At 67.8% G+C, this 22,754-nt stretch carries 22 protein-coding genes; 4 read left to right on the top strand and 18 right to left on the bottom strand.

What is annotated here, in order from left to right:
• Positions 1-299: 299 nt before the first annotated feature.
• Positions 300-1,220, bottom strand: coding sequence for a pyridoxal-phosphate dependent enzyme (locus KDW55_RS02600; RefSeq protein ID WP_040143870.1), 921 nt, complete (start codon positions 1,218-1,220; stop codon positions 300-302).
• A gap of 215 nt (positions 1,221-1,435) precedes the next feature.
• Between KDW55_RS02600 and KDW55_RS02595 the strand changes: the two genes are divergently transcribed.
• Entirely contained in the window at positions 1,436-2,347 is a 912-nt protein-coding gene (locus KDW55_RS02595) for a LysR family transcriptional regulator (protein ID WP_040143869.1), read from the top strand.
• 623 nt (positions 2,348-2,970) lie between these two features.
• Positions 2,971-4,176, top strand: a complete 1,206-nt coding sequence (locus KDW55_RS02590) for an MFS transporter (RefSeq protein WP_209821584.1) — start codon at positions 2,971-2,973, stop codon at positions 4,174-4,176.
• A 128-nt stretch (positions 4,177-4,304) separates the two neighbouring features.
• On the opposite strand, the gene KDW55_RS02585 is transcribed toward KDW55_RS02590, so the two are convergent.
• Genes KDW55_RS02585 through KDW55_RS02575 form a run of 3 tightly spaced genes read right to left on the bottom strand, consistent with a single transcriptional unit; the run spans position 4,305 to position 7,987 of the window.
• Positions 4,305-5,327, bottom strand: a complete 1,023-nt coding sequence (locus KDW55_RS02585; RefSeq protein WP_069241237.1) for a histone deacetylase family protein — start codon at positions 5,325-5,327, stop codon at positions 4,305-4,307.
• Positions 5,328-5,353: 26 nt separating this feature from the next.
• Positions 5,354-6,643 (bottom strand): Zn-dependent hydrolase, encoded by a 1,290-nt coding sequence (locus KDW55_RS02580; RefSeq protein WP_059543686.1) that lies wholly within the window; start codon positions 6,641-6,643, stop codon positions 5,354-5,356.
• A 33-nt stretch (positions 6,644-6,676) separates the two neighbouring features.
• A complete protein-coding gene (locus tag KDW55_RS02575) occupies positions 6,677-7,987 on the bottom strand; it encodes an MFS transporter (RefSeq protein WP_040143865.1) in 1,311 nt (436 codons plus the stop codon).
• A 187-nt stretch (positions 7,988-8,174) separates the two neighbouring features.
• On the opposite strand from KDW55_RS02575, the gene KDW55_RS02570 reads away from it, so the two are divergent.
• Positions 8,175-9,131: a LysR family transcriptional regulator gene (locus KDW55_RS02570; protein WP_040143864.1), complete on the top strand. Its 957-nt coding sequence runs from the start codon at positions 8,175-8,177 to the stop codon at positions 9,129-9,131.
• A gap of 91 nt (positions 9,132-9,222) precedes the next feature.
• On the opposite strand, the gene KDW55_RS02565 is transcribed toward KDW55_RS02570, so the two are convergent.
• From KDW55_RS02565 to KDW55_RS02530, 8 genes are all read right to left on the bottom strand, one after another.
• Positions 9,223-10,653, bottom strand: coding sequence for a cytosine permease (locus KDW55_RS02565; RefSeq protein ID WP_069241236.1), 1,431 nt, complete (start codon positions 10,651-10,653; stop codon positions 9,223-9,225).
• 300 nt (positions 10,654-10,953) lie between these two features.
• Positions 10,954-11,637: an SOS response-associated peptidase family protein gene (locus tag KDW55_RS02560; protein WP_212159935.1), complete on the bottom strand. Its 684-nt coding sequence runs from the start codon at positions 11,635-11,637 to the stop codon at positions 10,954-10,956.
• Between the two features lie 410 nt (positions 11,638-12,047).
• A complete protein-coding gene (locus tag KDW55_RS02555; protein ID WP_069241234.1) occupies positions 12,048-12,677 on the bottom strand; it encodes an NAD(P)H-binding protein in 630 nt (209 codons plus the stop codon).
• A gap of 250 nt (positions 12,678-12,927) precedes the next feature.
• A complete protein-coding gene (gene lpdA, locus KDW55_RS02550) occupies positions 12,928-14,319 on the bottom strand; it encodes a dihydrolipoyl dehydrogenase (RefSeq protein WP_212159934.1) in 1,392 nt (463 codons plus the stop codon).
• Between the two features lie 5 nt (positions 14,320-14,324).
• Positions 14,325-15,671, bottom strand: a complete 1,347-nt coding sequence (locus KDW55_RS02545; protein WP_212159933.1) for a dihydrolipoamide acetyltransferase family protein — start codon at positions 15,669-15,671, stop codon at positions 14,325-14,327.
• A 1-nt stretch (position 15,672) separates the two neighbouring features.
• Complete coding sequence (locus tag KDW55_RS02540) at positions 15,673-16,716, bottom strand: alpha-ketoacid dehydrogenase subunit beta (RefSeq protein ID WP_040143858.1); 1,044 nt, start codon at positions 16,714-16,716, stop codon at positions 15,673-15,675.
• Positions 16,717-16,718: 2 nt separating this feature from the next.
• Positions 16,719-17,951: a 3-methyl-2-oxobutanoate dehydrogenase (2-methylpropanoyl-transferring) subunit alpha gene (locus tag KDW55_RS02535; protein WP_212159932.1), complete on the bottom strand. Its 1,233-nt coding sequence runs from the start codon at positions 17,949-17,951 to the stop codon at positions 16,719-16,721.
• A 411-nt stretch (positions 17,952-18,362) separates the two neighbouring features.
• Complete coding sequence (locus tag KDW55_RS02530; protein WP_209821580.1) at positions 18,363-18,989, bottom strand: flavin reductase family protein; 627 nt, start codon at positions 18,987-18,989, stop codon at positions 18,363-18,365.
• 490 nt (positions 18,990-19,479) lie between these two features.
• On the opposite strand from KDW55_RS02530, the gene KDW55_RS02525 reads away from it, so the two are divergent.
• Positions 19,480-19,743: a hypothetical protein gene (locus KDW55_RS02525; RefSeq protein ID WP_212159931.1), complete on the top strand. Its 264-nt coding sequence runs from the start codon at positions 19,480-19,482 to the stop codon at positions 19,741-19,743.
• Here the strand turns inward: KDW55_RS02525 and KDW55_RS02520 are convergent.
• The 6 genes from KDW55_RS02520 to KDW55_RS02495 form a co-directional block, all read right to left on the bottom strand.
• A complete protein-coding gene (locus KDW55_RS02520) occupies positions 19,723-20,355 on the bottom strand; it encodes a lipase (RefSeq protein ID WP_212197854.1) in 633 nt (210 codons plus the stop codon). The genes KDW55_RS02525 and KDW55_RS02520 overlap by 21 nt on opposite strands.
• Complete coding sequence (locus KDW55_RS02515) at positions 20,352-20,798, bottom strand: hypothetical protein (protein ID WP_212159929.1); 447 nt, start codon at positions 20,796-20,798, stop codon at positions 20,352-20,354. The genes KDW55_RS02520 and KDW55_RS02515 overlap by 4 nt, the downstream gene beginning before the upstream one ends.
• A gap of 43 nt (positions 20,799-20,841) precedes the next feature.
• Positions 20,842-21,048: a hypothetical protein gene (locus KDW55_RS02510; RefSeq protein ID WP_212197853.1), complete on the bottom strand. Its 207-nt coding sequence runs from the start codon at positions 21,046-21,048 to the stop codon at positions 20,842-20,844.
• Positions 21,049-21,050: 2 nt separating this feature from the next.
• Positions 21,051-21,683, bottom strand: a complete 633-nt coding sequence (locus tag KDW55_RS02505; protein WP_212197852.1) for a hypothetical protein — start codon at positions 21,681-21,683, stop codon at positions 21,051-21,053.
• Positions 21,684-21,744: 61 nt separating this feature from the next.
• Positions 21,745-22,377 carry a glycoside hydrolase family 19 protein gene (locus tag KDW55_RS02500; protein WP_212197851.1) on the bottom strand — a complete coding sequence of 211 codons (633 nt, stop codon included), beginning with the start codon at positions 22,375-22,377 and terminating at the stop codon, positions 21,745-21,747.
• On the bottom strand, positions 22,359-22,682 hold the full coding sequence (locus KDW55_RS02495) for a hypothetical protein (RefSeq protein ID WP_212197850.1): 324 nt from the start codon (positions 22,680-22,682) through the stop codon (positions 22,359-22,361). Before KDW55_RS02495 ends, KDW55_RS02500 begins: the two co-directional genes overlap by 19 nt.
• Positions 22,683-22,754: the final 72 nt, after the last annotated feature.

The following is a 22,754-nucleotide window of genomic DNA, read 5'->3' as shown; positions in this document are numbered from 1 at the left end:
GCCGTCCCGCGCCGCACGTTCGTCGCGTGCGGCGCGGTATGTCCCTTCCCTTGCATTGTCGCTACAGAAGCCGTACCGCCGACCTCAACCGCGTGCGGTGAACCGGCGAGCGCTCAGTGCGGCCGTTTGCACAAGCAAATAGCACCGATGTCCGATTTGGCTGACGGACGCGCGCGGCCGCCCTCTGGCCGCCGGCTGCCGTCACGGCCCCGTTCACCCTTCCCAAGCGCCGCCGGCCAGCAGCGCAGCCCCGCACTCGATCGCGGCTGCCGCTGCGCGTCGCAGCGCCCGTTACCGCGCTACCGCAACGTCGCGTTCAGCGTTTGCAGCTGTTCGACCGTCGCCGTCACTCCGCCGCACACGATCACCGCGATATCGGACGCCGACGCCAGCACCGGCACCGCCTGTTCGAGCGCGGCCAGCGCTGCACCGCACGCGGGCTCGACGACGATCCGGTGCTCGTCCAGAAACCGCAGCGATGCGGCCACCGCCTGCGCATCCGACACGACGACCGGATGGATCGCATGCCGCGTCGCCCAATCGAGCGCCGCATCGCACGGCCGCTTCGCGCCGAGCGACGTCGCGACGCTGGTGATCGCCGGCAATTCGACCGGATGGCCATGCGCGATCGAGCGCGCGTAGCTGTCGGCACCTGCGGTCTCGACCGCGACGACCGGCACGTCGTCCCAGCCATTGCGCGCGAGCCCGTCGAGCACGCCGCACAGCAACCCGCCGCCGCCGACTGCGAGCACGATCGCGTCGGGCTTCGGGCCGCTCGCCGCCATCTCGTCGATCATCGTCGCATGTCCCTGCCACAGAACCGGGTCGTCGAAAGGATGCACGAATGCATCGTGCGCGCCGGCCGCCGCCACCGCGAACGCATTTGCCTCGGCCCAGCTCGCGCCGTGCACGACGACCTCCGCGCCTTCGACGCGAATCAGCTCGCGCGCGCGGGCCGACGTGCTCTCCGGCACGACGACGAGCACAGGCACGCCGAGCATGCGGCCGCAATACGCGACGGCGATGCCCGCGTTGCCGCCCGACGATGACACGAACCGGCGCGCGCCCGCCGCATGGTGGGCCTCGCACGCCGCGCCGATGCCGCGCAGCTTGAACGAACCGGACGGCTGCAGCGCGTCGAGCTTCAGCCAGACGTTCGTGCCGAAACGGCGCGACGCGATCTGCGAACGGAGATAGGGAGTCTGGATATGAAGCGGCATGGCACGGGATACGAATGAAGGCGGACGGGAACGCACGTGGCCTGCGCCCAGGCCGCGGCAACGGCAACGGCAACGGCAACGGCAACGGCAACGGCAACGGCAACGGCAACGGCGATCATCGTACGGCACGCCGGACATGCTTTCCAATACCATCCATTGGTGGTTGCTATGCTTATCAGGCATATCCATCGAATCGAAACCGGGACCGACATCACATGCGCCAGATAGAACTGCGTCACCTTCGCTACTTCGTCGCGGTCGCACAAGCCGGCAGCGTGATGGCCGGCGCCCGCGCGGCCGGAATCGTGCAGCCCGCGTTGTCGCGCCAGATCCGCGAGCTCGAGGACGCGATCGGCACGCCGCTGCTGATTCGCCGCGCGACCGGCGTCACGCTCACGGCGGCCGGTGCGAGCTTCGTCAACGACGCGACCGCACTGCTCGCGGCGCTGCATGACAGCCGCGAACGCGCGCTGCGCTGCGCGGCCGGCCAGCTCGGCGAGTTGCGGCTCGGCGCGCTGCCGAACTGCCTGCCGCTGCCGGTCGTCGCGAATGTGCTGAAGGCCTTTCGCGATGCGTGTCCGGACGTGAAACTGTCGATCGCGCCGATGCTGTCGGCGGAACAGGCCGCGGCGCTCACGCGCGGTCAGCTCGATGGCGGGATCATGGCGTGGCGGCGCGACGAGGCGCCGCATCTCGCGGGCGTGCGGCTGTTGAGCGACCGCTTCGTGCTCGCGATGCCCGCGCCGCCGGGCGGACGCTTTCACGCGCCGCGCACGCTCGCCGACGTCGCGCATGAGCCGTTTGTGTGGTTCGACGCGCTGCGCTCCGCCGCACACCACCGCTTCCTGATGACGCAGTGCGAGCGCGCCGGCTTCACGCCGCGCATCGCGCAGGTCGGCAGCGACATCCCGACGCTGATCGGACTCGTCGCGGCCGGCATGGGCTGCGCATTCATCCCGGAAAGCGCGTCGCCGACGTGCCCGCGCACGGTCCGGCTGGTCGCGCTCGACGAACTCGCGAGCCGCTTCGACATCGAGTTCGTGTTCGACGCCGCGGCGGCACCGGCGTCGCCTGTCGTCGCGCGGTTTCTGGAGGCCGTGCGCGGCGCGGCCGGCCATGAGGATTGATCGACCGGCACGCGCGCGTTTGCGACCCGGCGCGGTCCGGCAGCGTCGAACTCGGGCGTCTTACCGCATCACCCGATGCGACGTGCGGCGCCGCTGCCAGTGCGAACTAAACATCCGCATCAAACGAACGAAAATTCTTTCAAATTCATAACGAGCCTCGCTGCGCCCCGGGTATTTTTAAATTGGCACCAAAAACGGTCGTTTAACGTGAATTCGAAACGTTACCCCGCGAAATATACTGCGCCCGCATCCACCCTCGTGCCAAAGAGAGGATGCCTTTGCGCCCCGGTCACGGCCCCCCTGTGACCGGGGCATTTTTTCGCGTGTCGCGCAGTCGCGGCCCCGCCGCGGGCCGGCAGCATGACGAGAACCGCACCGATCGGGCGCGACGTGCAACCGCCTCGCGTATCGGCGGGCGCAGGCCGCACTCACCTGGCCCGGACCGGCCGGCACGCCGCAGCCACACGCCCGAAACGCGGGCCTCGCACGCTCTGGCGCATTGTTGACATGAAATCAAGATAATTTCGCCCGGAACCGGCTTTTTCCGCAAAAGTAAACCCGGCACACTTCAGCCTGTCCGCAACGGCTCGATGCCGTTGCCCATGCTTTCAGGAGCGCATCGCGTGAACACCACGACTTCTTCTTCTCCTCGTCCGGGCGGCAGCGCGACGCTACCGCTGCTGGCGCTCGCGGCCGGCGCATTCGGCATCGGCACGACCGAGTTCTCGCCGATGGGCCTGCTGCCGGTGATCGCCGACGGCGTGCACGTGTCGATTCCGCAGGCCGGCATGCTGATCAGCGCGTACGCGATCGGCGTGATGGCCGGCGCACCGCTGATGACGCTGCTGCTCGCACGCTGGTCGCGCCGCTCGGCGCTGATCGCGCTGATGTCGATCTTCACGATCGGCAACCTGCTGTCGGCCGTCGCGCCGGATTACACGACGCTCTTGCTCGCCCGGCTCGTCACGAGCCTCAACCACGGCGCGTTCTTCGGACTCGGGTCGGTGGTCGCGGCCAGCCTCGTGCCGCGCGACAAGCAGGCGAGCGCGGTCGCAACGATGTTCATGGGTCTCACTATCGCGAACGTCGGCGGCGTGCCCGCCGCGACGTGGCTCGGGCAGATGATCGGCTGGCGCATGTCGTTCGCGGCGACTGCGGCGCTCGGCTTGATCGCGATCGCCGGCCTGTTCTCCGCGCTGCCGAAGGGCGACGCCGGCAAGATGCCGAACCTGCGGGCCGAACTCGCGGTGCTGACGCGCCCGGTCGTGCTCGGCGCGCTCGCGACCACCGTGCTCGGCGCCGGCGCGATGTTCACGCTTTACACGTATGTCGCGCCGACGCTCGAACACCTGACCGGCGCGACGCCCGGCTTCGTGACCGCGATGCTCGTGCTGATCGGCGTCGGCTTCTCGATCGGCAACATCGCCGGCGGCCGCCTCGCCGATCGCTCGCTCGACGGCACGCTGATCGGGTTCCTCGTGCTGCTGATCGTGACGATGGCCGCGTTTCCGCTGCTCGCCCGCACGCATGCCGGTGCCGCGGTCACGCTGCTGGTCTGGGGCGTCGCGACGTTCGCCGTCGTGCCGCCGTTGCAGATGCGCGTGATGCGTGCCGCGCACGAAGCACCCGGCCTCGCATCGGCGGTCAACATCGGCGCGTTCAACCTCGGGAACGCGCTGGGCGCGGCAGCCGGCGGCGCCGCGATTTCGGCGGGGTTCGGCTACGCAGCCGTGCCGCTCGTCGGCGGTCTGATCGCCGCGGCCGGGCTGGCGCTGGTCGCATTGCAGATCATGCAGCGCCGACGCGCGCCGGTCGCCGCGAATTCGTAACCGCGCGACCATCCGGACGGTGCCGATACACGGCACCGCAATCGAAACAGCCCCGTGTCGGAATGCCGACGCGGGGCCATTTCGTTGACGAATCCTGCGGTGCGTCCGGTGTGCCGACGACCGGCGTATCAGCGCGCGGCCGCGAATCCGCCGAAGAACGCGCGTGCGTTCGCATCAAGGCTGTCGAGGTGGTACCCGCCCTCCTGCACGATCACCGTCGGCAAACCAAGCGCGCCGATCGCGCCGCCGAGCCGTCCGAATCCGTCGGTGGTGACGGCCACCTGCGATTGCGGATCGTCCTTGTAGATGTCGAAGCCGAGCGCAAGCACGAGCGCTTCGGGCTGGAACCGCGCGAGCGCACGCAGCGCGTCGTCGAGCCGGTCGAAGAACGCCGATTCGGGCGCACCGTGCGGCATCGGCAGATTGAGGTTGTAGCCGTCGCCGGCGCCGGCGCCGGTCTCCTCTTCGTACCCGGCGACGACCGGATAGAAATTGGTCGGATCGCCATGGATCGATACGTAGAGTACGTCGTCGCGGCCGTAGAAGATTTCCTGCACGCCTTGCCCGTGATGCATGTCGGTGTCGAGGATCGCAACGCGGCGATGGCGGCCGCGCAGCGCGTGCGCGGCGATCGCCGCATTGTTCAGATAGCAGAAGCCGCCGGCCGCATCGCGCCGCGCATGATGGCCGGGCGGCCGGCACAACGCATAGGCGTCGCGCGCGCCGTCGTTGACGTCCGCCGCGGCCGCGAGTGCGCTCTGCGCGGACCAATACGCAGCGCGCCACGTATTCGCACCGACCGGGCAACTGCCGTCAGCGAGATAACGCGCGGCCTTCGCGAGCACACCGCGCAACGGATTCGGATCGCGCACGAACACGTTCGACATCACTTCGTCGCCCCAGTCGTCGGGCATCCGCTTCCAGTCCCGGTGCGCCTCCTCCAGAAACCGCAGGTAATTCATGTCGTGCACGGCCGCGATCGGTGCGATGCCGCGATCGGCCGGCTCGCGCACGTCGAAGTCGAGCGCGCGCACGGCCGCGACCAGCCGCGCGGCGCGCTCGGGCACTTCCTGCGGCTCGCGCATCTTGCCGCGTGACAGGTAGGTGCGCGGATGGTGCAGCAACTGTTCGGGGTGGAAATAGGTCTTCATCGTTCGTTTCTCGTCGGTTTATCGCGTCATGCGTCAGCGTCGTGCGCCGCTGCAGCCGCAGCCGTCGCGTGGCGGGTGCGCGCGGTGACGCCGGCACGCGCAAGCACCGCATGGAGCAGCACGTTCGTGCCGCGCGTCACGTCGTCGGGCAGCGCATCCTCTGCCTCGTTGTGCGACAGCCCGCCGACGCACGGGATGAACACCATCGCGGTCGGCACGCGGCGCGCCAGCAGGATCGCGTCATGGCCGGCGCCGCTGACGATCCGCTCGTTCGTATAGCCGAATGCATCGGCAGCCTGCGCGACGAGTTCGACGCAAGCGGCGTCGAACGGCGTCGCGGGGCTGCGCCAGCAGGTATCGACCGACACCTGCACGCCGCGCGCGGCGGCGATGCGTGCAGCCGCGTCGCGCAGCTCGCGCTCCATTGCATCGACTTGCGCATCGTCGTGATGACGCAGGTCGACGGTCAACGTCACGTCGCCGGCGATCGTGTTGCGCGACGCGTTGCGGATCCCGACCTGCCCGATCGTCGCGAGCCCGCGCGGCGTATGGCCGGCGACGATCCGCTCGAGCTCGAGTGCGATCTGCGCGCTCGCGAAATACGCGTCCTTCCGATATGGCATCGGCGTCGTGCCCGCATGCGCGGCCACGCCCGTCACGCGCACGTCGAGCCAGCGGATCGCCTGCCCGCCCGTGACGATGCCGATCGTCGTGCCGTTCGCCTCCAGCACGGGACCCTGTTCGATATGGGCTTCGAAATACGCGTCGACGTCGCCGCCCGGCGCGCGCGCGCCGCGATAACCGCATGCGTCGAGCGCGGCGCCGAGCGCGATGCCGTCGGCGTCCCGCTTCGCGAGCGCTTCGTCGAGCGGCAACGCACCGGTGAACACTGCCGAGCCGAGCATCGCCGGCGCGAAACGCGCGCCCTCCTCGTTGGTCCACGAGACGATCTCGATCGGTTTGCCGGTCGCGATGCCCGCATCGTTCAGCGTGCGCACGACCTCCAGCGCGGCGAGCACGCCATAGACGCCATCGAAACGGCCGCCTTCCGGCTGCGTGTCGAGATGGCTGCCGATCAGCACCGGAGCGGCGTGTGCATCGGCGCCCCCGCGCCGTGCGAACAGGTTGCCGACTGCGTCGACGCTCACCGTCATGCCCGCGTCGCGGCACCACCGCGCGAACAGGTCGCGCCCGCGCCGGTCGTCGTCGGTCAGCGCGAGCCGGCGCACGCCGCCGCGCGCCGTCGCGCCGATGCGCGCCATGTCCGCCAGGCTCTGCCACAAGCGGGCGCCGTCGATTTCCAATAGGTCTTTCATTCGAACTCCGATCGATTCATGCGTAGCAGCGGCTCAATGCGAGCCGAGCGCTTCGGCGGCGGCCGGCCGGGCCGCGCGGCGCGCGTCGAGCGCGACGATGCAGAGCAGCGACAGGCCGGCGAGACCGGTGTAGAACACGGCAAGCGGCCACCACTGTCCGGCGAAGCGATGCGCGAGCCACGTGCCGACGAGCGGTGTCAGGCCGCCGGCGAGCGCGCCGCAGATCTGGTACGCGAGCGAGATCGCCGAATAGCGCACGTGAGCGGGGAACACGCCGCTGACGAAGCCCGCGATCACCGAATAGAAGCCGGCCATGCATACGACCGCGAGCGCGATGCCCGCGACCAGCGACGCGGATGTGCCACCCTGCACGAGCATGAACATCGGGTACGGCGACAGCATCGCGAGCAGCGCGGCGATCTTCAGGAAGCGCGCACCGCCGATGCGCTCGGCAATCCATGCGGCGATCGGCTGTGCGACGAACTGGATGATCGCGACCGCGAACAGGCTGTCGAGAATCAGCGAGCGCGACACGCCGACGTACTGGGTCGTGTACGCGATCATGAACGTATTCGTGAAATAGACGCCCGCGATCCCGATCGTGTTCGCGCCGATGCAGAGCAACACCAGGCCCGACGCCGAGCGGAACACTTCGGCGACCGGCAGCTTCACGGTACGGTTTGCTTCCTTCACGCGCGCGAATTCCGGAGACTCGTTCACGCCGAGCCGGATCAGGATGCCGACGACGAGCAGCACCGAGCTCGCGAGAAACGGCAGCCGCCAGCCCCACGCGAGGAAGTCCGCCTTGTCCATCGACGTGACCGCGCGGAACGCGACCAGCGACAGGATCAGCCCGGCCGGACTGCCGAGTTGGGCGAAGGACGCGAAGAACGTGCGACGGCCCTGCGGCGCGTGTTCGCCTGCCATCAGCACCGCGCCGCCCCATTCGCCGCCGACTGCGATCCCCTGCACGATGCGCAGCAGGATCAACAGCACCGGCGCCAGCATGCCGACTTTCGAGTAGTCGGGCAGCAACCCGACGCACACGGTCGCGACACCCATCATCATCAGCGTCGTCATCAGCGCCTTCTTGCGGCCGATGCGGTCTCCCAGGTGGCCGAACACGATGCCGCCGAGCGGCCGCGCGAAGAAGCCGACCGCGAACGTCGCGAACGACGCCATCGTGCTGACGAAGCGGTCGTGCGACGGAAAATACAGCTCGCCGAACACGAGCGCGGCGGCGGTCGCGTAGATGTAGAAGTCGTACCACTCGATCATCGTGCCGATGAACGCGGCCGTCGCGGCACGCGCGGGCTGGCGGGCGGAAGGAAGGGATTCGGTCATGCTCGCTCCTGGCGCGTGCGGGCGGCACGCGCAATATCGTGGTGGCCGGCCGTCTGTCGCGGCCTCGCGCCGCCCGGTGCGGCGCCCCTCCTTTATCGGCGACCGCTAATCATTAGTCAAATTTCACGTTATTATTCGGCGTATAAATTTCACTAATTTCGCACCCGACGCTTTGTCCGGAGACCCGATGCGTGCCGACCTCGCCCCTTTCCTGAACGACCGCCTCGACTGGAACCTGCTGCGCACGTATCTCGTGATCGTGCAGGAGCGCAGCGTGAGCCGCGCGGCCGCGCGGCTGCACGTGACGCAGCCGGCCGTCAGCCAGGCGCTGCGCCGGCTGGAAGACACGCTCGAGCGCAAGCTGATCGAGCGGCGCGGTGCGCACTTCGCGCCCACGCCGGCGGGCGAAGCGGTGTACCGGATCGCCAGCGACATCTACGGCGGCGTGTCGCGGCTCGAAACCGAACTGGACGACAGCACGGCCGACCTCACCGGCTCGATACGGCTGCTGACGGTCAGCCGCATCGAGTCGCCCGTCTACGACGAATTTCTCGCGGACTTCCATCGCGCGTACCCGCGCATCGATCTGCAGATCGAAGTGATGCGCTCGTCCGACATCCTGTCGTCGCTGCTGCAAAAGACGGCCACCGCCGGGCTCGGCCTGTGCCGCACGCCGCACGACAAGCTGCAGATGCGCTGTTTTTTACGCCAGCGCTACGCGATCTACTGCGGCCGCCATCACCGGTTGTTCGGACAGACGCAATTGCGGATGGACGACCTGCTCGCGGAGAACTTCGTGTCGTTCACGAGCGACCAGATCGGCGACAGCCTGTCGCCGCTCACCGTGTTCCGCGACCAGAAGGGTTTCACCGGCCGGATCGTCGCGTCGTCTCCGAGCCTCGACGAGGTGCGTCGGCTGATCTTCGCCGGTTATGGCATCGGCTGCCTGCCCGAACACATCGTGCGCGACGACATCGCGCAGCAGCGGCTGTGGCGGCTGCCGCCCGACGAAGGCCTCGTCGACGTCGACGTGTTCCTGCTGTGGCATCGCGACCGCAAGATGAACGCAGCCGAGCAGGCGTTCCTCGACGCGATGGAGCGCTGCATGCAGCGGCACTCGCTCGCCGAGCGGCTCGGGATGTGAGCGCGCGCATCGCGACTGCGCGCCGCCACGCAGCCGCGGCGCGCAGAAAGCCTGGGCCGCCTGAACGGCCGGGCGCCGTCAGACATTTGCGTCAGTGTTGAACCTCGCCGCGTTCGAGCGGCAGGATCAGGCGTTCCGGGATGCTGCGCCGCGACGCGCGCGCGCCGATGTAATACAGCACGGCCGGCACTGCGAGGCCGAGGATCCACGAGATGTCGGTGCCGCCGAGCGCGTCGACGAGCGGCCCGGTGTAGATGTGCGTCGACATGAACGGCAACTGCACCAGGATGCCGACCACGTAGATCGTGATCGCCATCACGTTCCAGCGGCCATAGCGGCCGTCCGGATCCGACAGTGCCGGCACGTCGTAGCGCGAACGCGTGAAGCAGTAGTAGTCGACCAGGTTGATCGCGCTCCACGGCGTGAAGAACGCAAGCAGGAACAGGATGAACGCGGTGAATTCCTTCAGGAACGAATGGCGGCCGGCGAGCGCGATCAGCGTCGACACGCAGATCATCCCCAAGATGTAGACGAGCCGGCTCGTCGACGACACCGCATGCTTGCCGCGAAAGCCGCTGACGATCGTCGCCATCGACATGAAGCTGCCGTATGCGTTGAGCGTGGTGACCGTCACCTTGCCGAACGCGATGCTGAAGTACAGCAGCGCGGCCACGGCGCCCGTCGAGCCGAGGCCCACGATGTACGACACTTCATGGTGCGCAAACTGGCCGCCGGCCAGCGCGGCAGCGAACACGCCGAACACCATCGCCGCCTGCGCGCCGATCACCGAGCCGAGGCCGACCGCGACAAACGTGGCCACCGACGACGTGGAGCGCGGCAGGTAGCGCGAATAATCGGCGACGTACGGACCGAACGCGATTTGCCACGACGCGGACAGCGACATCGACAGCAGGAAGCTCGCGAGCGAGAAGTGCTTGTTCGCGAGCAGCGCGCCGACGTCGTGGTTCGCGAACAGCTGCGCGAACATGTAGACGAAGGCGACGATGCCGACCACGCTCGCGATCCGGCCAACGAAGTGGATCGCGCGATAGCCGAACACCGTCAGCACGACGATCACGGCGGCGAACAGCAGGATGCCGGCCGCGTCGTCGACATGCAGCAGCTGCGCGACCGCCTGCCCGGCGAGCACCGACCCGCTCGCGGAGAAGCCGATGTACATCAGGCACACGAGCACGATCGGGATCATCGCGCCATAAACGCCGAACTGCACGCGGCTCGAGATCATCTGCGGCAATCCGAGCTGCGGCCCTTGCGCGCCGTGCAGCGCCATCACCGCGCCGCCGACGAGCTGGCCGAGCAGCAGCGCAACCAGCGACCAGAACACGTCGCCGCCCAGCACGACCGCCAGCGCGCCGGTGACGATGGCCGTGATCTGCATGTTCGCCGACAGCCACAGCGTGAACTGGCTCAGCAGGCCGCCGTGGCGTTCGGCGTCGGGGATGAAATCGATCGAGCGTACTTCGATCAGACCGCCGGCTTTTCCACTGGGATTCGTTGACACGGATAACTCTCCAAGATACTGAGGATCACAAATGGTCTGGACGAGACGGAAAACGTGCCAGGCAGCCCTTCTCGATTCATCGGGCGGCGCGCCGCGTACCGCCGGCATGCGTCACGCATGGCGCGCACGCGGGCGGGCCGCCGGCGGATGGGCGCCGGCACTGTCCGCGGATAATCTTGTATATACAACTCGCCGAATATCGGTGATTACCCGATATCCGGCGATTGCCGAAATCGCCGCGCCAACGGGATGCGTGCAACGAAGCAATTGCCGCCCGCTTGCCGAAAGCAACGCGAAAGCTCAGGCGCCGGTGCGTGGCGCAGATGCAGGCTCGGGCTCGGCGACCATAGCCGCTGCCGGAAGGAGGTTCAGCATGCGGCGCGCAGCTTCGCTGTCGCGCGCGTGCAGCCATTCGTCGTGGTCGGCGCGGCGCAGCATCACGACGCCGCGCTTCTCGTCGCCAGGCCGATGCATGCGCGCGAACACCGGATGATCGTCGGCATTGACGGTCAGCATCGCCATGCCGATGTGTTCGCGGCCGTCGGCCGCCTCGTAACGCCGCCAGATGCCAGCGACGCAGCATGGCTGCCAGCCGGCGGCGCCGATCCGGTGCCACACGTTGCGGCCCGTCTCGTAGCACGGCTCGACGATCCAGCGCACCGGAATCAGGCAGCGCTGGCCGTTGCGCCACGCGTTGCCGTAAAGCCGCGACGAACCGACCGTTTCCGCACGCGCATTCATCGTATCGAGCTTCCTGCGTTTGCGTCCGTTCTCGTCGATACGCTCGGGCTGCATGAATCTCGGCCAGAAGCCGAACACCGCACTGACGACCGCGAGGCCGTCGCCGTCGGCGCGCGCAATGGGCGCCGCGTAGTCCGGATACACGTCGGGCGCCCACGGCTCGCGGCGAAACAGGTCGCCGATGCCGATCCTGAGTTCGCTGATCCCGGGGTCTTCATCGGGCGCGCGGTAATGGGTGCACACGGTGGGGCTCCGCAGACGACGGACACGATGCTCTTATCGTAGGTCAGCAAGCGCCGCGCGTCCGGTTATCGGTCGGTATGACGAAACGGTCTTGCGACCGTGCGGCCCGTCGTCGTGCGTGGCGCCGGTGCGCGCACGTCGGTTCCCTGCCCGGCCATGTCGCGGCGCCGTGAGCTTCGGCTGACAAGATCCGGCGCTTGCGCGCAAGCAAGCCGGGCCACACGACCGGATTCCGGCTCCACGGCCCCGCGCAACCGCGCCGCGAGCGAAGCCCTGCACGCATTTCGCGATGCGTTCGCCGAACAGTGTCCGGAGCTTGACGGTGTCGTGCGCAAAAATCCGGCGCATCGGGTTCGTTCATCGCGCCCGGTCGGCCATGTCGCGAGCGCGATGCAGATTCGGGTTCGGCGTTAGGCGAGACGTTCGGAGCCGATCACGTGCACACCCGGGCGCGCATCGAGCGCGGCGTCGACGAGCGCGCGCGCAATGTGCGGCGCCGGATTCACCCGCCACTTGCGCGGCAACACCGGCCCGGCGGCACCGAGCATCAGCACCAGCATGCGCTCGGCGAAGCGGAATTCATCGCGGCTGCCGGCGATCAGCCCTGGCCGCACGAACGTGAGCGACGCGAATCCGATGCTTGCGAGCGCACGCTCGACCTCGCCCTTCACGCGGTTGTAGAAGATCCGTGAATCGGGATCCGCACCGAGCGCCGAATTCAGCACGCAGGTCGGCGTGCCCGACCGGTGCGCGCGCCGCGCGACTGCGAGCGGATAGTCGTGATCGACGCGGCGAAATGCGGGCTGCGAGCCCGCGACGCGCATCGTGGTGCCGAGTGTGCAGATCACCGCGTCGGCCTGCCACCAGTCGGCGGATTCGGGCAGGTTGTCAAAATCGACTTCGAGCGCGCGCATCTTCGGATGCGGCGACAATGGCCGGCGCGCGAGCACGACGACTTCGTCGACCCGCGCATCCGCCAGCGCGATGTCGAGGACGTGGCGGCCGACGAGCCCGGTCGCGCCGACGAGCAACAGTTTCATGGCAGTTCGTTCCGTGTAAATCCCGTGCACGCGGGCCGCGCGCTTCAGCCTACACATTCGGGCCTCGCGATGCCGCGCCTCGGCGAAGCGGCCGGTGCGCGTTGAATCGCGCGGAATGTCGACACGATGAACGGTTCGCACGCGACGGTCAACGACCGCATCGATCGGGTGGCGCCGCCGCTGCTATTCCCGCGAGCGAGAAGCCCCGCCGTAGCGGGGCTCCGTTCCACCGTTCACGCCGGCACGCTGCTTACACGTGCAACGCATGCCCCAGCGCGCGCAGCGCCGCCTCCTGCATCGCTTCGCCTAGCGTCGGGTGTGCGTGGATCGTGCCGCCGATGTCCTCGAGCCGCGCACCCATCTCGAGCGACTGCGAAAACGCCGCGGCCAGTTCCGACACGCCGCGCCCGACCGCTTGCCAGCCGACGATCAGGTGCGTGTCGCGCCGCGCGACCACGCGCACGAAACCGTCGGTCGCCTGCAGCGTCATCGCGCGCCCGTTCGCCGCGAACGGGAACGATGCACTGATGCAGTCGACACCGGCCGCCTTCGCATCGTCCGGCGACCACCCGGACGTGACGACCTCCGGATCGGTGAAGCACACGGCCGGAATCGACGCGGGCATGAACTTGCGGCGGCGTCCGGCGATCAGCTCGGCCACCATCTCGCCCTGCGCCATCGCGCGATGCGCGAGCATCGGTTCGCCGGCAACGTCGCCGATCGCCCAGACGTTGCGCATCGACGTCCGGCATTCGTCGTCGATGCGCAGCGCTCGCCCGTTGCGATCGAGCGGCAGCGATTCGAGGCCGAAGCCGTCGACGCGCGGCCGGCGGCCCACCGCAACCAGCACGCGATCGGCCGCCAGCGTCTTCTCCGCACCGTCGGGCGCTTGCACGCGCACCGCGCCATCGCGGGCAAGGCCCAGCACCTGGTGACCGAGCAGCAAGCCGACGCCGAGCCGCGCGAGCGAATCGGCAACCGGCTTCGCAAGTTCCGCGTCGTATGCGGGCAGCACGCGCTCCGCGGCCTCGACGATGCTGACGTCAACGCCGAGCTTGCGATAGACGGTGCCGAGTTCCAGCCCGATGTACCCGGCGCCGACGACGATCAGCCGCTTCGGCAGCGACGTCGGCGACAGCGCTTCTGTCGACGACACGACATGGCCGCCGAACGGCATCGACGGCAGCGCGACCGGTTCCGATCCCGTCGCGAGCAGCAGGTGCTCGCAGGCGATGCGCGTCGTGTGGTCGCCGGCGACGACGTCGACGGTCTTGCCGTCGACGACGCGCGCGTCGCCATGCAGCACGCGCACGCCGTGCTTCTTCAGCAGGGCGCCGACGCCGCGCGTGAGCCGCTCGACGATGCCGTCCTTCCACGCGACGCTTGTCGCGATGTCGATTTCCGGCGTGCGCACGCGAATGCCGAGCATGCCCTCGCCGGCCTGCCCGCACGCCTGCTCGAACGCGTCGGCGACATGGATCAGCGCCTTCGACGGAATGCAGCCGATGTTCAGGCAGGTGCCGCCGAGCCGTTCGCGTTCGACGAGCACGGTCGGGATGCCGAGCTGCCCCGCGCGAATCGCGGCGACGTACCCGCCCGGGCCGCCGCCGATCACGAGCAATGTGGTGTGTTCGTTCGGCATCGCGCTCACTCCACGAACAACAGCGCCGGGCGCTCGAGCAGTCCGCGCACCGCCTGGATGAATTCGGCCGCGTCCGCGCCATCGACGACGCGATGGTCGAACGACGACGACAGGTTCATCATCTTGCGCGCGACGATCGCGCCATCGCGGATCATCGGCCGCTCGACGATCCGGTTTACGCCGACGATACCGACCTCCGGATGGTTGATGACCGGCGTCGACACGATGCCGCCGAGCGCACCGAGGCTCGAGATCGTGATCGTCGACCCGGACAACTCGTCGCGCTGCGCGCGGTTCGCACGCACCGCGTCGGCGAGCCGCGCGATTTCCGCCGAGATCGACCACACGTCGCGCGCTTCCGCGTGCCGCAGCACCGGCACCGTGAGGCCGCCGTCCGTCTGCGTCGCGACGCCCATGTGCACCGCACCGTATTGCGTGACGACACCGGCCTCGTCGTCGTAGCGCGCATTGATCTGCGGGAAGTCGCGCAGCGCGATTACCATCGCGCGAACCAGCAGCGGCAGCGGCGTAATGCGGCCGCGCGCATCGCCGTAGCGGCGGTTCAGTTCCGCGCGCAGCGACTCGAGCTCCGTGACGTCGATCTCCTCGACGTAGCTGAAGTGCGGAATGCGCCGCTTCGCTTCCTGCATCTTGCGCGCGATCGCACGCCGCAGGCCGATCACCGGCACTTCGGTTTCGTCGTTTCGCTCCGCGTAGCCGTGCGCGTGGGTCGCGTGCGCCGCACCGCCGCTGCGCGCATACGCATCGAGGTCCGCGTGCAGGATTCGTCCGGCTTCGCCGGTGCCGCGCACGTAGCGCAATTCGATACCCATGTCCCACGCGCGCTGGCGCACCGCCGGCGACGCGAGCGGGCGCTCGCCGGGCGCGCGTGCCGCGTGCGGTTCGGACGCACGTTCCGCACGACGCGGCTCGGCCGGTGTGCGGTTCGCGGCAGGCGGCGATGCGTGCGTCTTTGCGTGCGACGGCGCATGCGTTCGGGATTCCTCTTCGACAGCCGACGATCCGGCAGGCGCGTCGGTGTGTGCCGGGCGCGGCGCGGCCTGCGCTGCAGCATCACGCCCCTTCGCGCCCGGCTTCAGATTACCGTCGCCTTCGACTTCGAGACGAATCAGCTCGCTGCCAACCGCCATCATTTCACCGATCCGGCCGCCGAGCTCCAGCACCTTCCCCGCGACCGGCGACGGAATCTCGACCGCCGCCTTGTCGGTCATCACGTCGGCGAGCGGCTGATCTTCGGCGATCACCTGCCCGGGCTGCACGTGCCACGCCACCAGCTCGACCTCGGCAATCCCTTCGCCGATGTCCGGCATCTTGATCACATGAATCCCCATCTCACGCCTCCATCACGCGTCGCAGTGCTTCGCCAACCCGGGCCGGGCCGGGGAAATACGCCCATTCCTGCGCGTGCGGATAAGGCGTGTCCCAACCCGTCGTCCGCTCGACCGGCGCCTCCAGGTGGTAGAAGCAGTGCTCCTGCACGAGCGACACCAGTTCCGCGCCGTAGCCGCACGTGCGCGTCGCTTCGTGCACGACCACGCAGCGGCCGGTCTTGCGCACCGACGCGACGATCGTGTCGAGATCGACCGGCCACAGCGTGCGAAGGTCGATCACTTCCGCATCGATGCCGGTTTCCTCCGCCGCGGCGAGCGACACGTGCACGGTCGTGCCGTACGTCAGCACCGTCACGTCGTTGCCGGGCCGCGCGATCGCAGCCGTATCGAGCGGCACCGTGTAATAGCCTTCCGGCACCGCACTGCCCGGATGCTTGAGCCACGACGTGACCGGGCGCTCGTGATGGCCGTCGAACGGCCCGTTGTACAGGCGTTTCGGCTCGAGGAAGATCACCGGATCGTCGTTCTCGATCGATGCGATCAGCAGCCCTTTCGCGTCGTACGGATTCGACGGCATCACCGTGCGCAAACCGCAGACCTGCGTGAACATCGCCTCCGGGCTCTGGCTGTGCGTCTGGCCGCCGTAGATGCCGCCGCCGCACGGCATGCGGATCGTCATCGGCGCGGTGAACTGCCCCGCGGACCGATAGCGCAGCCGCGCGCCTTCCGACACGATCTGGTCGGACGCCGGGTAGAAGTAGTCGGCGAACTGGATCTCGCAGACGGGCCGCAAGCCGTACGCGCCCATCCCCACCGCCGCGCCGACGATCCCACCTTCCGAGATTGGCGCGTCGAACACGCGCGACTTGCCGTACTTCGCCTGCAGCCCTTCGGTGCAGCGGAACACGCCGCCGAAGTAGCCGACGTCCTGCCCGAACACCACCACGTCGTCGTCGCGGCCGAGCATCACGTCCATCGCGGAGCGCAGCGCCTGGATCATCGTCATCGGCTGCGCCGATGCCGTCGTCGTTTCATGTTGCGCCATGATCACGCCCCCAGTTCCTGGCGCTGACGCCGCAGATGCGCGGGCAGCTCCTTGTACACGTCGTCGAACATCGATGCAGGCGACGGAATGCGATCGTCGGCCAGCGTCCCGAACTTTTCCGCTTCCTTCTGCGCGGCGATCACCTCGGCTTCGAGCTCGGCCGTCAGCGCGTCGTGCGCGCTGTCCGACCAGATGCCCTTCGCGATCAGGTGCTGCTTGAAGCGCGCGATCGGATCGCCGAGCGGAAAATGCGCCCAGTCGTCGCTCGGCCGGTATTTGGTCGGATCGTCCGACGTCGAATGCGCGCCCGCGCGGTACGTCACCCACTCGATCAGCGTCGGGCCGAGATTGCGGCGTGCGCGTTCGGCGGCCCACGTCGACGCCGCGTAGATCGCAAGGAAGTCGTTGCCGTCGACGCGCAACGAAGCGATGCCGCAGCCGACGCCGCGCCCGGCGAACGTCGTGCCCTCGCCGCCGGCGATCGCCTGGAACGTCGAGATCGCCCACTGGTTGTTGACGACGTTCAGCACGACCGGCGCGCGGTACACGTGCGCGAACGTCAGCGCGGTGTGGAAGTCGGCTTCCGCGGTCGCGCCGTCGCCGATCCAGGCGGACGCGATCTTCGTGTCGCCCTTGATCGCCGACGCCATCGCCCAGCCGACCGCCTGGATGAACTGCGTCGCGAGATTGCCGGAGATCGAGAAGAAGCCGGCTTCGCGGTCCGAATACATCACCGGGAGCTGACGGCCTTTCAGCGGATCGCCTTCGTTCGACATCAGCTGGCAGATCATCCGCTCGAGCGGCACGTCGCGCGTGATCAGGATGCTCTGCTGGCGGTAGGTCGGAAAGCACATGTCGCCGTGGCGCAGCGCCATTGCATGCGCGGTGCCGATCGCCTCTTCGCCGAGGCTGAGCATGTAGAACGAGATTTTCTTCTGGCGCTGCGCGATCATCATTCGCGCGTCGAAGATGCGGGTCTTCAGCATCGCACGCATCCCGGCGATCAGGCGCGCGTCGTCGAGGTACGGTGCCCACGGGCCGACGGCTTCGCCGTGGTCGTCGAGCACGCGCACGAGGCTGCGGGCGAGATGGGCGGTGTCCGCCGGCGCAACGTCGATCGGCGGGCGGCGAACCGCGCCTGCCGGCGATAGATGCAGATAGGAAAAATCCGTCTTGCAGCCCGGACGCCCGGTGGGCTCCGGCACATGCAGACGCAATGGCTCTGACAGGCTCATCGTGTCGTCTCCACGCTCGATTGTGTCTCACGCTGATATGGACGCGCGGCCGGTTGCCGGCTCGCGCGCGGGCTGGCGCACGGATAAGCGCGCCAACTTTGGAAATCTATGCGTTGCCGCGCCGGACGTCGATGACCAAGCCGCTCGTTTGCCGTGAGCAGATTTGCCATGACGGGCGCCGATGCGGGACCGGTGCTGACGACGCGGCGTGCGGACGCCGCATTGGCTGCGCCGCGTGAGCGGTTGGAGCGCGTGGACAGCGAGATCGCAGGCCGGCAAGGCGCACCGGGCGGGATCATGTCGGGGTCCGGAAACAGAAAACCCCGCGAAATCCGTGATTTCAGCGGGGTCTTTTTGCGGAAGCGGCGGCGTCAGGGTCAGCGTGCCAGTGGTTTCAGGCACGGCGACGCATCACGCGTCGGGGCGCGCGATGTCGAAGCGGCTGTCGGGCTGGATATGCGCGTACGCGGTCGGCCCGCCCGCACGGAGAATGATTCCCGCGCCGAAGGTATCGAAGATGCCGTCCTTCAGCAGGTCATGGCGGATATGCACCGCGATGACTTCGCCGAGCACCAGCGTGGCCGGCGTGTCGACGCCGCGATGATCGCGCAGCCGGACCACGTCGGTCACCTTGCATTCGAAATTGACGCCGCTTTCCGCGACGCGCGGCACGTCGACGAGACGCGACGGAATTGCGGTGAGGCCGCCAAGCTCGAACTCGTTCACGCCGTACGGCACCGCGGCGCAAGTCTGGTTCATCCGGTCGGCGAGATCGCGCGTCGCGAGGTTCCACACGAATTCGCCGGTCTCCTGCACGTTGCGCAGGCTGTCCTTCGCGGCGACGCTCGAAAAGCCGATGATCGGCGGATGATAGTTGAACGCGTTGAAGAAGCTGTACGGCGCGAGGTTGACCGTGCCGTCGCTGCCGCGCGAGGAGATCCAGCCGATCGGCCGCGGACCGATGATCGCGTTCAACGGGTCGTGCGGCAGGCCGTGGCCTTGCGCGGGTTCGTAATAGTGGTGGGTTGAGTCGGGCATGGGCGGGTGGTCGTGCGAGAGGCGGACTGCGTTTGATTGCGTCGGTGACAGGCGAACCGATCGCGGCAAAGGCGATCGGTGTGGCATGTGCATCAAGTATCACATGGCGCAGCTTTCGTCGCAGCGAAGTGCCTCGCGCAGACCCGTACGCGCCGGCGTACCGAAGCATGAACCCGAGCCAATAAAAAACCCGCGAGCGCATGGCTTCTCGCGGGTTTTCAGACCCTGGTCGAATCGCAGCGAAGCGATCGATGGTGCCGGGGACCGGAAACTAGAAGCGTGCCGAATCAAGCGGTTGCGGCAGCATGGTGCGGATTTGTAGCAGGAGCATGGAAGCGACGCCAACTGCGGGGTGGGACGGGGATGTCTGTCTCGCGATCCCCGCCGCCAAGAAGCGACGATAGCAGACGAACAGAGTCATCGACTGACTTGGCATCCAGAGGGCGGGTATAGTACGACACGTCGACGGACATCCGTAATTTCGGGGATCATGATGCTGAAAATTAAGAATCTGACGCCCATGATTCGCCTGAACGGTGCCATGCGCTCGCTTACAACACTTGCTGCGCGCTTGTGCGGCCCTGCTTGTCCATGGGGCGAGGATGAACTTCAGGCTTCGCCTGCCTTCGATGCCGGATTGCGCGCCTCAGAAGATGGCGATCCCAAGAAAAATCCACACCGGAAAGGATCTCTCGAATGGCACGCCTGGAGCGCCGGATGGGAATACGGGAATTTATTGGCGCGGCAGTGGTAACGCCGAAACGTCAGATCCGGTGATGGCGTCTTTCGGGAAAGCTGCAATCACACGCGCAATCGCATGATCCGCGATATTCGGAAACGGCAGCGACGGCTTGCCGATTTGCTGGATTGGCCCGGCATGCTTCCAGTCAAGCGGAAGGTCCGGAACGATATCGTTCCCGTTCTTGAACAGGTTCAGCGGCACCTTCGCCAGAACCGCCGCCACGCTCCCGTTTGTACTCACCCTTGGCGGCTCGAAGCCATAGACGGCCGCTGGTGGATTCCCGCCGACCACCATCGCCGCGGCGCCCATGATCGCGATCGCGGCGCCGAGCGAGTGCCCGACGAACGTCACCGGCCGGCCGTCGATCGCGGCGAGTACGTCGACGGCGATCGCGCCCCACGCCTTCCAGAACCCGTGGTGCACCTGCCCGATGCCGATCACGTCAATCGGATGCGCGTCGAGATCCGCGGCGACGCAGTCGAGGTTGTCGGTGCCCGGAAAGGCGACGACCAGGCCGGCGGCTATCTGCCGCACGATCGCGCGCGAGGCGCTGTCCGCTTTGCCGATATCGGGCTTGGCCGAATACGCCTCTTGCGCGAGCAGCGCGAAGTCGCGCGCGGTCATTGCAACGGCGCGCCCGCGAGCGGCGTCGAGGCGGCGGCCGGCGGCGTTGCGGCCGCCTGGTGCATCGAAATCGCCACGTTGAATGCAAGGATCGCCGTGTCGATCGCCGCGTCAGCCGCCGCCTTGTTCGGGAGCGACGATGCATCGATCAGCGCTTTGACGGCCGGCAGCGTGCTGTCGACGATCGTCTGAAGGTCGAGCGACGTCACAGTCGCGCCGACGGCGCACACTTTCGCAATGGCCGGCTGAACGGTGTCGTTCAGCGTGGCAGCCGCGCCGCCGGTGAATACGCCATCAGCTTTCAGGATGGCGATCTCGCCGTTCGCCGCGCCGCACGCGATCGCGACCTGTTGCGGGAACGTAAGCGATGGCGCGGCGCCGCAGCCGGCGAGGATAGAAACGGACGCGACAACGCCTGCCGCGAGCAGCATGAGCTTCTTCATGGGTGATCCTTCTGGAGTGGTGCCGCGGCGCGCGGCGGGAGGGTTACTGCTGGGCGGCCTTGGCGGCCGCGCGCGCGACGAGCGCGTTGTAAGCGGCATGCAGGCCGGCGACGATCAGAGTCGCGACGAGCGACGACGCGCTTGTCGGCACGGGGCCGTGGAAGCCGCCGAGCGCCCAATCGACGGTCGGGATGAGGTCGGTAACGCCGAGCGTGATGCCGCCGCTGACGAGGCTGGATTTCATGGGCATGGCTACTCCTTTGCGGGTTGGACGAGCTCGTCCGGGGTGAAGACGAACCCGGCCTTGCGCGGGAACGCCTGGAACACGAAGGTCGGGAACGAGCGGTGATGGATTCCGTGAGTCGGCGAGCGATGGAACTTCGCCGACAGCGGCAGCATGTTCGTCATCGCGTCGACGAAGGTCTCGGGCTTGGCCGGATCGAACGCGTGCCAGTCAAAGCCGCGCAGCTCGACCAGCTTGCAGACGAGCCAGATGAACGATTCCTCAACCGGATACAGTTCGGCCGTCGGCTTGTCGGTCGCCGGATCGAGTACCGGAATCTGCTTGACCTCGCCCAGCGCGATGCCGCGCACGGCCGCCCAGTCAATCGCATCGGAATAGGCCCACTCGCAGAACAGGTGGTGATACTCGGGATCCGGCTGGCCGCTGATCGCGCATCGCAGGCCGGCCGCGTGCCCCTCCTTCTTCGTGCGCCGGAATGTCGCCGACTCGGTGCGCGGCGGATGGTCGGGGTAATACTCGATCTCGACTTCGGTCGCACGAACGGCGTGCTCGCCGGCGATCTTCGGTAGGCTCGCGAGCCCCTCGGCTGTGCAGTGCTCGCACGGATGCTCGAGGGGCACGTCATGGCTGCATCGGGTCATGTCTGCTTCCAGAAACGAAAAAGCCCGGCGCGCGGCCGGGCGGGATTGAGATGCGCGCGCGTCAGGCGATGCCGAGCGCGCGCTTCGCCGCGCCGTACAGGAAGAGGCGCTGCGAATAGCCGTTCAGGCCGCCGTTGATCGCGCGGGTGATCTGCTGGAACTGGCCGGCGTCGGCCAGCGCATTCAGGCCGTGCGCCTTCCACCACCAAGCGGCCGACATGGCGGCGTTCGCCGGGTCGACGAGCAGGTCCGGTTGCTGCACCAGCGGCAGGCCAAGCGCCACGCCGCAGAGCTGGTAGTTGTCGTGGAACGTGATCTGCATGAGGCCGCGGCCGCGGTACCGCCAGCCGTCGCCACTCGCCTCGTCGCCATTCCCGTACCGGCCGGCATAGACGCGGTTCGCAATGGCCGGCGGCCGCCGCGCGTACTGCTGCGCCTCGTCCTCGCTGAAGTACTTCGGGAACGTCGCGAGCAGCCCTTCCGCGCTGTAATTCAGGTTCTCGGCGACAGCGGACAGGCGCGCGCTCTCGACACCGACCTGCGCCAGAAACGCGGCCGCGCGCAACGGCGTGCTGATCTTCTGCGCATCGCATGCGGCCTGCAGCGGCGCGACCCACTGCGCCGCGCGCGCCGGCGCGGCGCCGCACCCGGCGGCGACGATCGCGGCGGTCAGGTTCACGACTGCCCCGGCCATTCCGGCCACTTCCCGTGCAGCAATGCCCAGAGCGCCGTGCCGATCGTGATGAACGGCCCGAGCCAAATCACCAGCTTGCGCAGGAACCGCCCGAGGCCGGCGAAGAAACTGATGCCGCTGCTCGCGAACTGCATCAGCGCGATCAGCTCGGCCGTGTTTGATTCGACCCGTTGCGTCACCTGTGTATTCCGCGAAAGTTCGTCGTGGTAGGAGGCGACCTGTTGCTCGAGAGTGCTCATGCGAATCTCCAGATCCGAGATGCGGCTCGGCGTTACGCTTTCCGCTGGTGTGTGTTGATGGTTCATGGGCCCCGAGAAAGAAAAAGCCGCTCTAAGGCGGCTGGACGGTTCGTCAGGCTTTTCTGATCTGATGTAAGA

The sequence above is a fragment of the Burkholderia sp. AU19243 genome (assembly GCF_018148075.1).
Classification (GTDB): Bacteria; Pseudomonadota; Gammaproteobacteria; order Burkholderiales; family Burkholderiaceae; genus Burkholderia; species Burkholderia latens_A.
The sequence above is the reverse complement of the archived record's forward strand: the minus strand, read 5'-3'. Positions and strand labels throughout refer to the sequence as shown.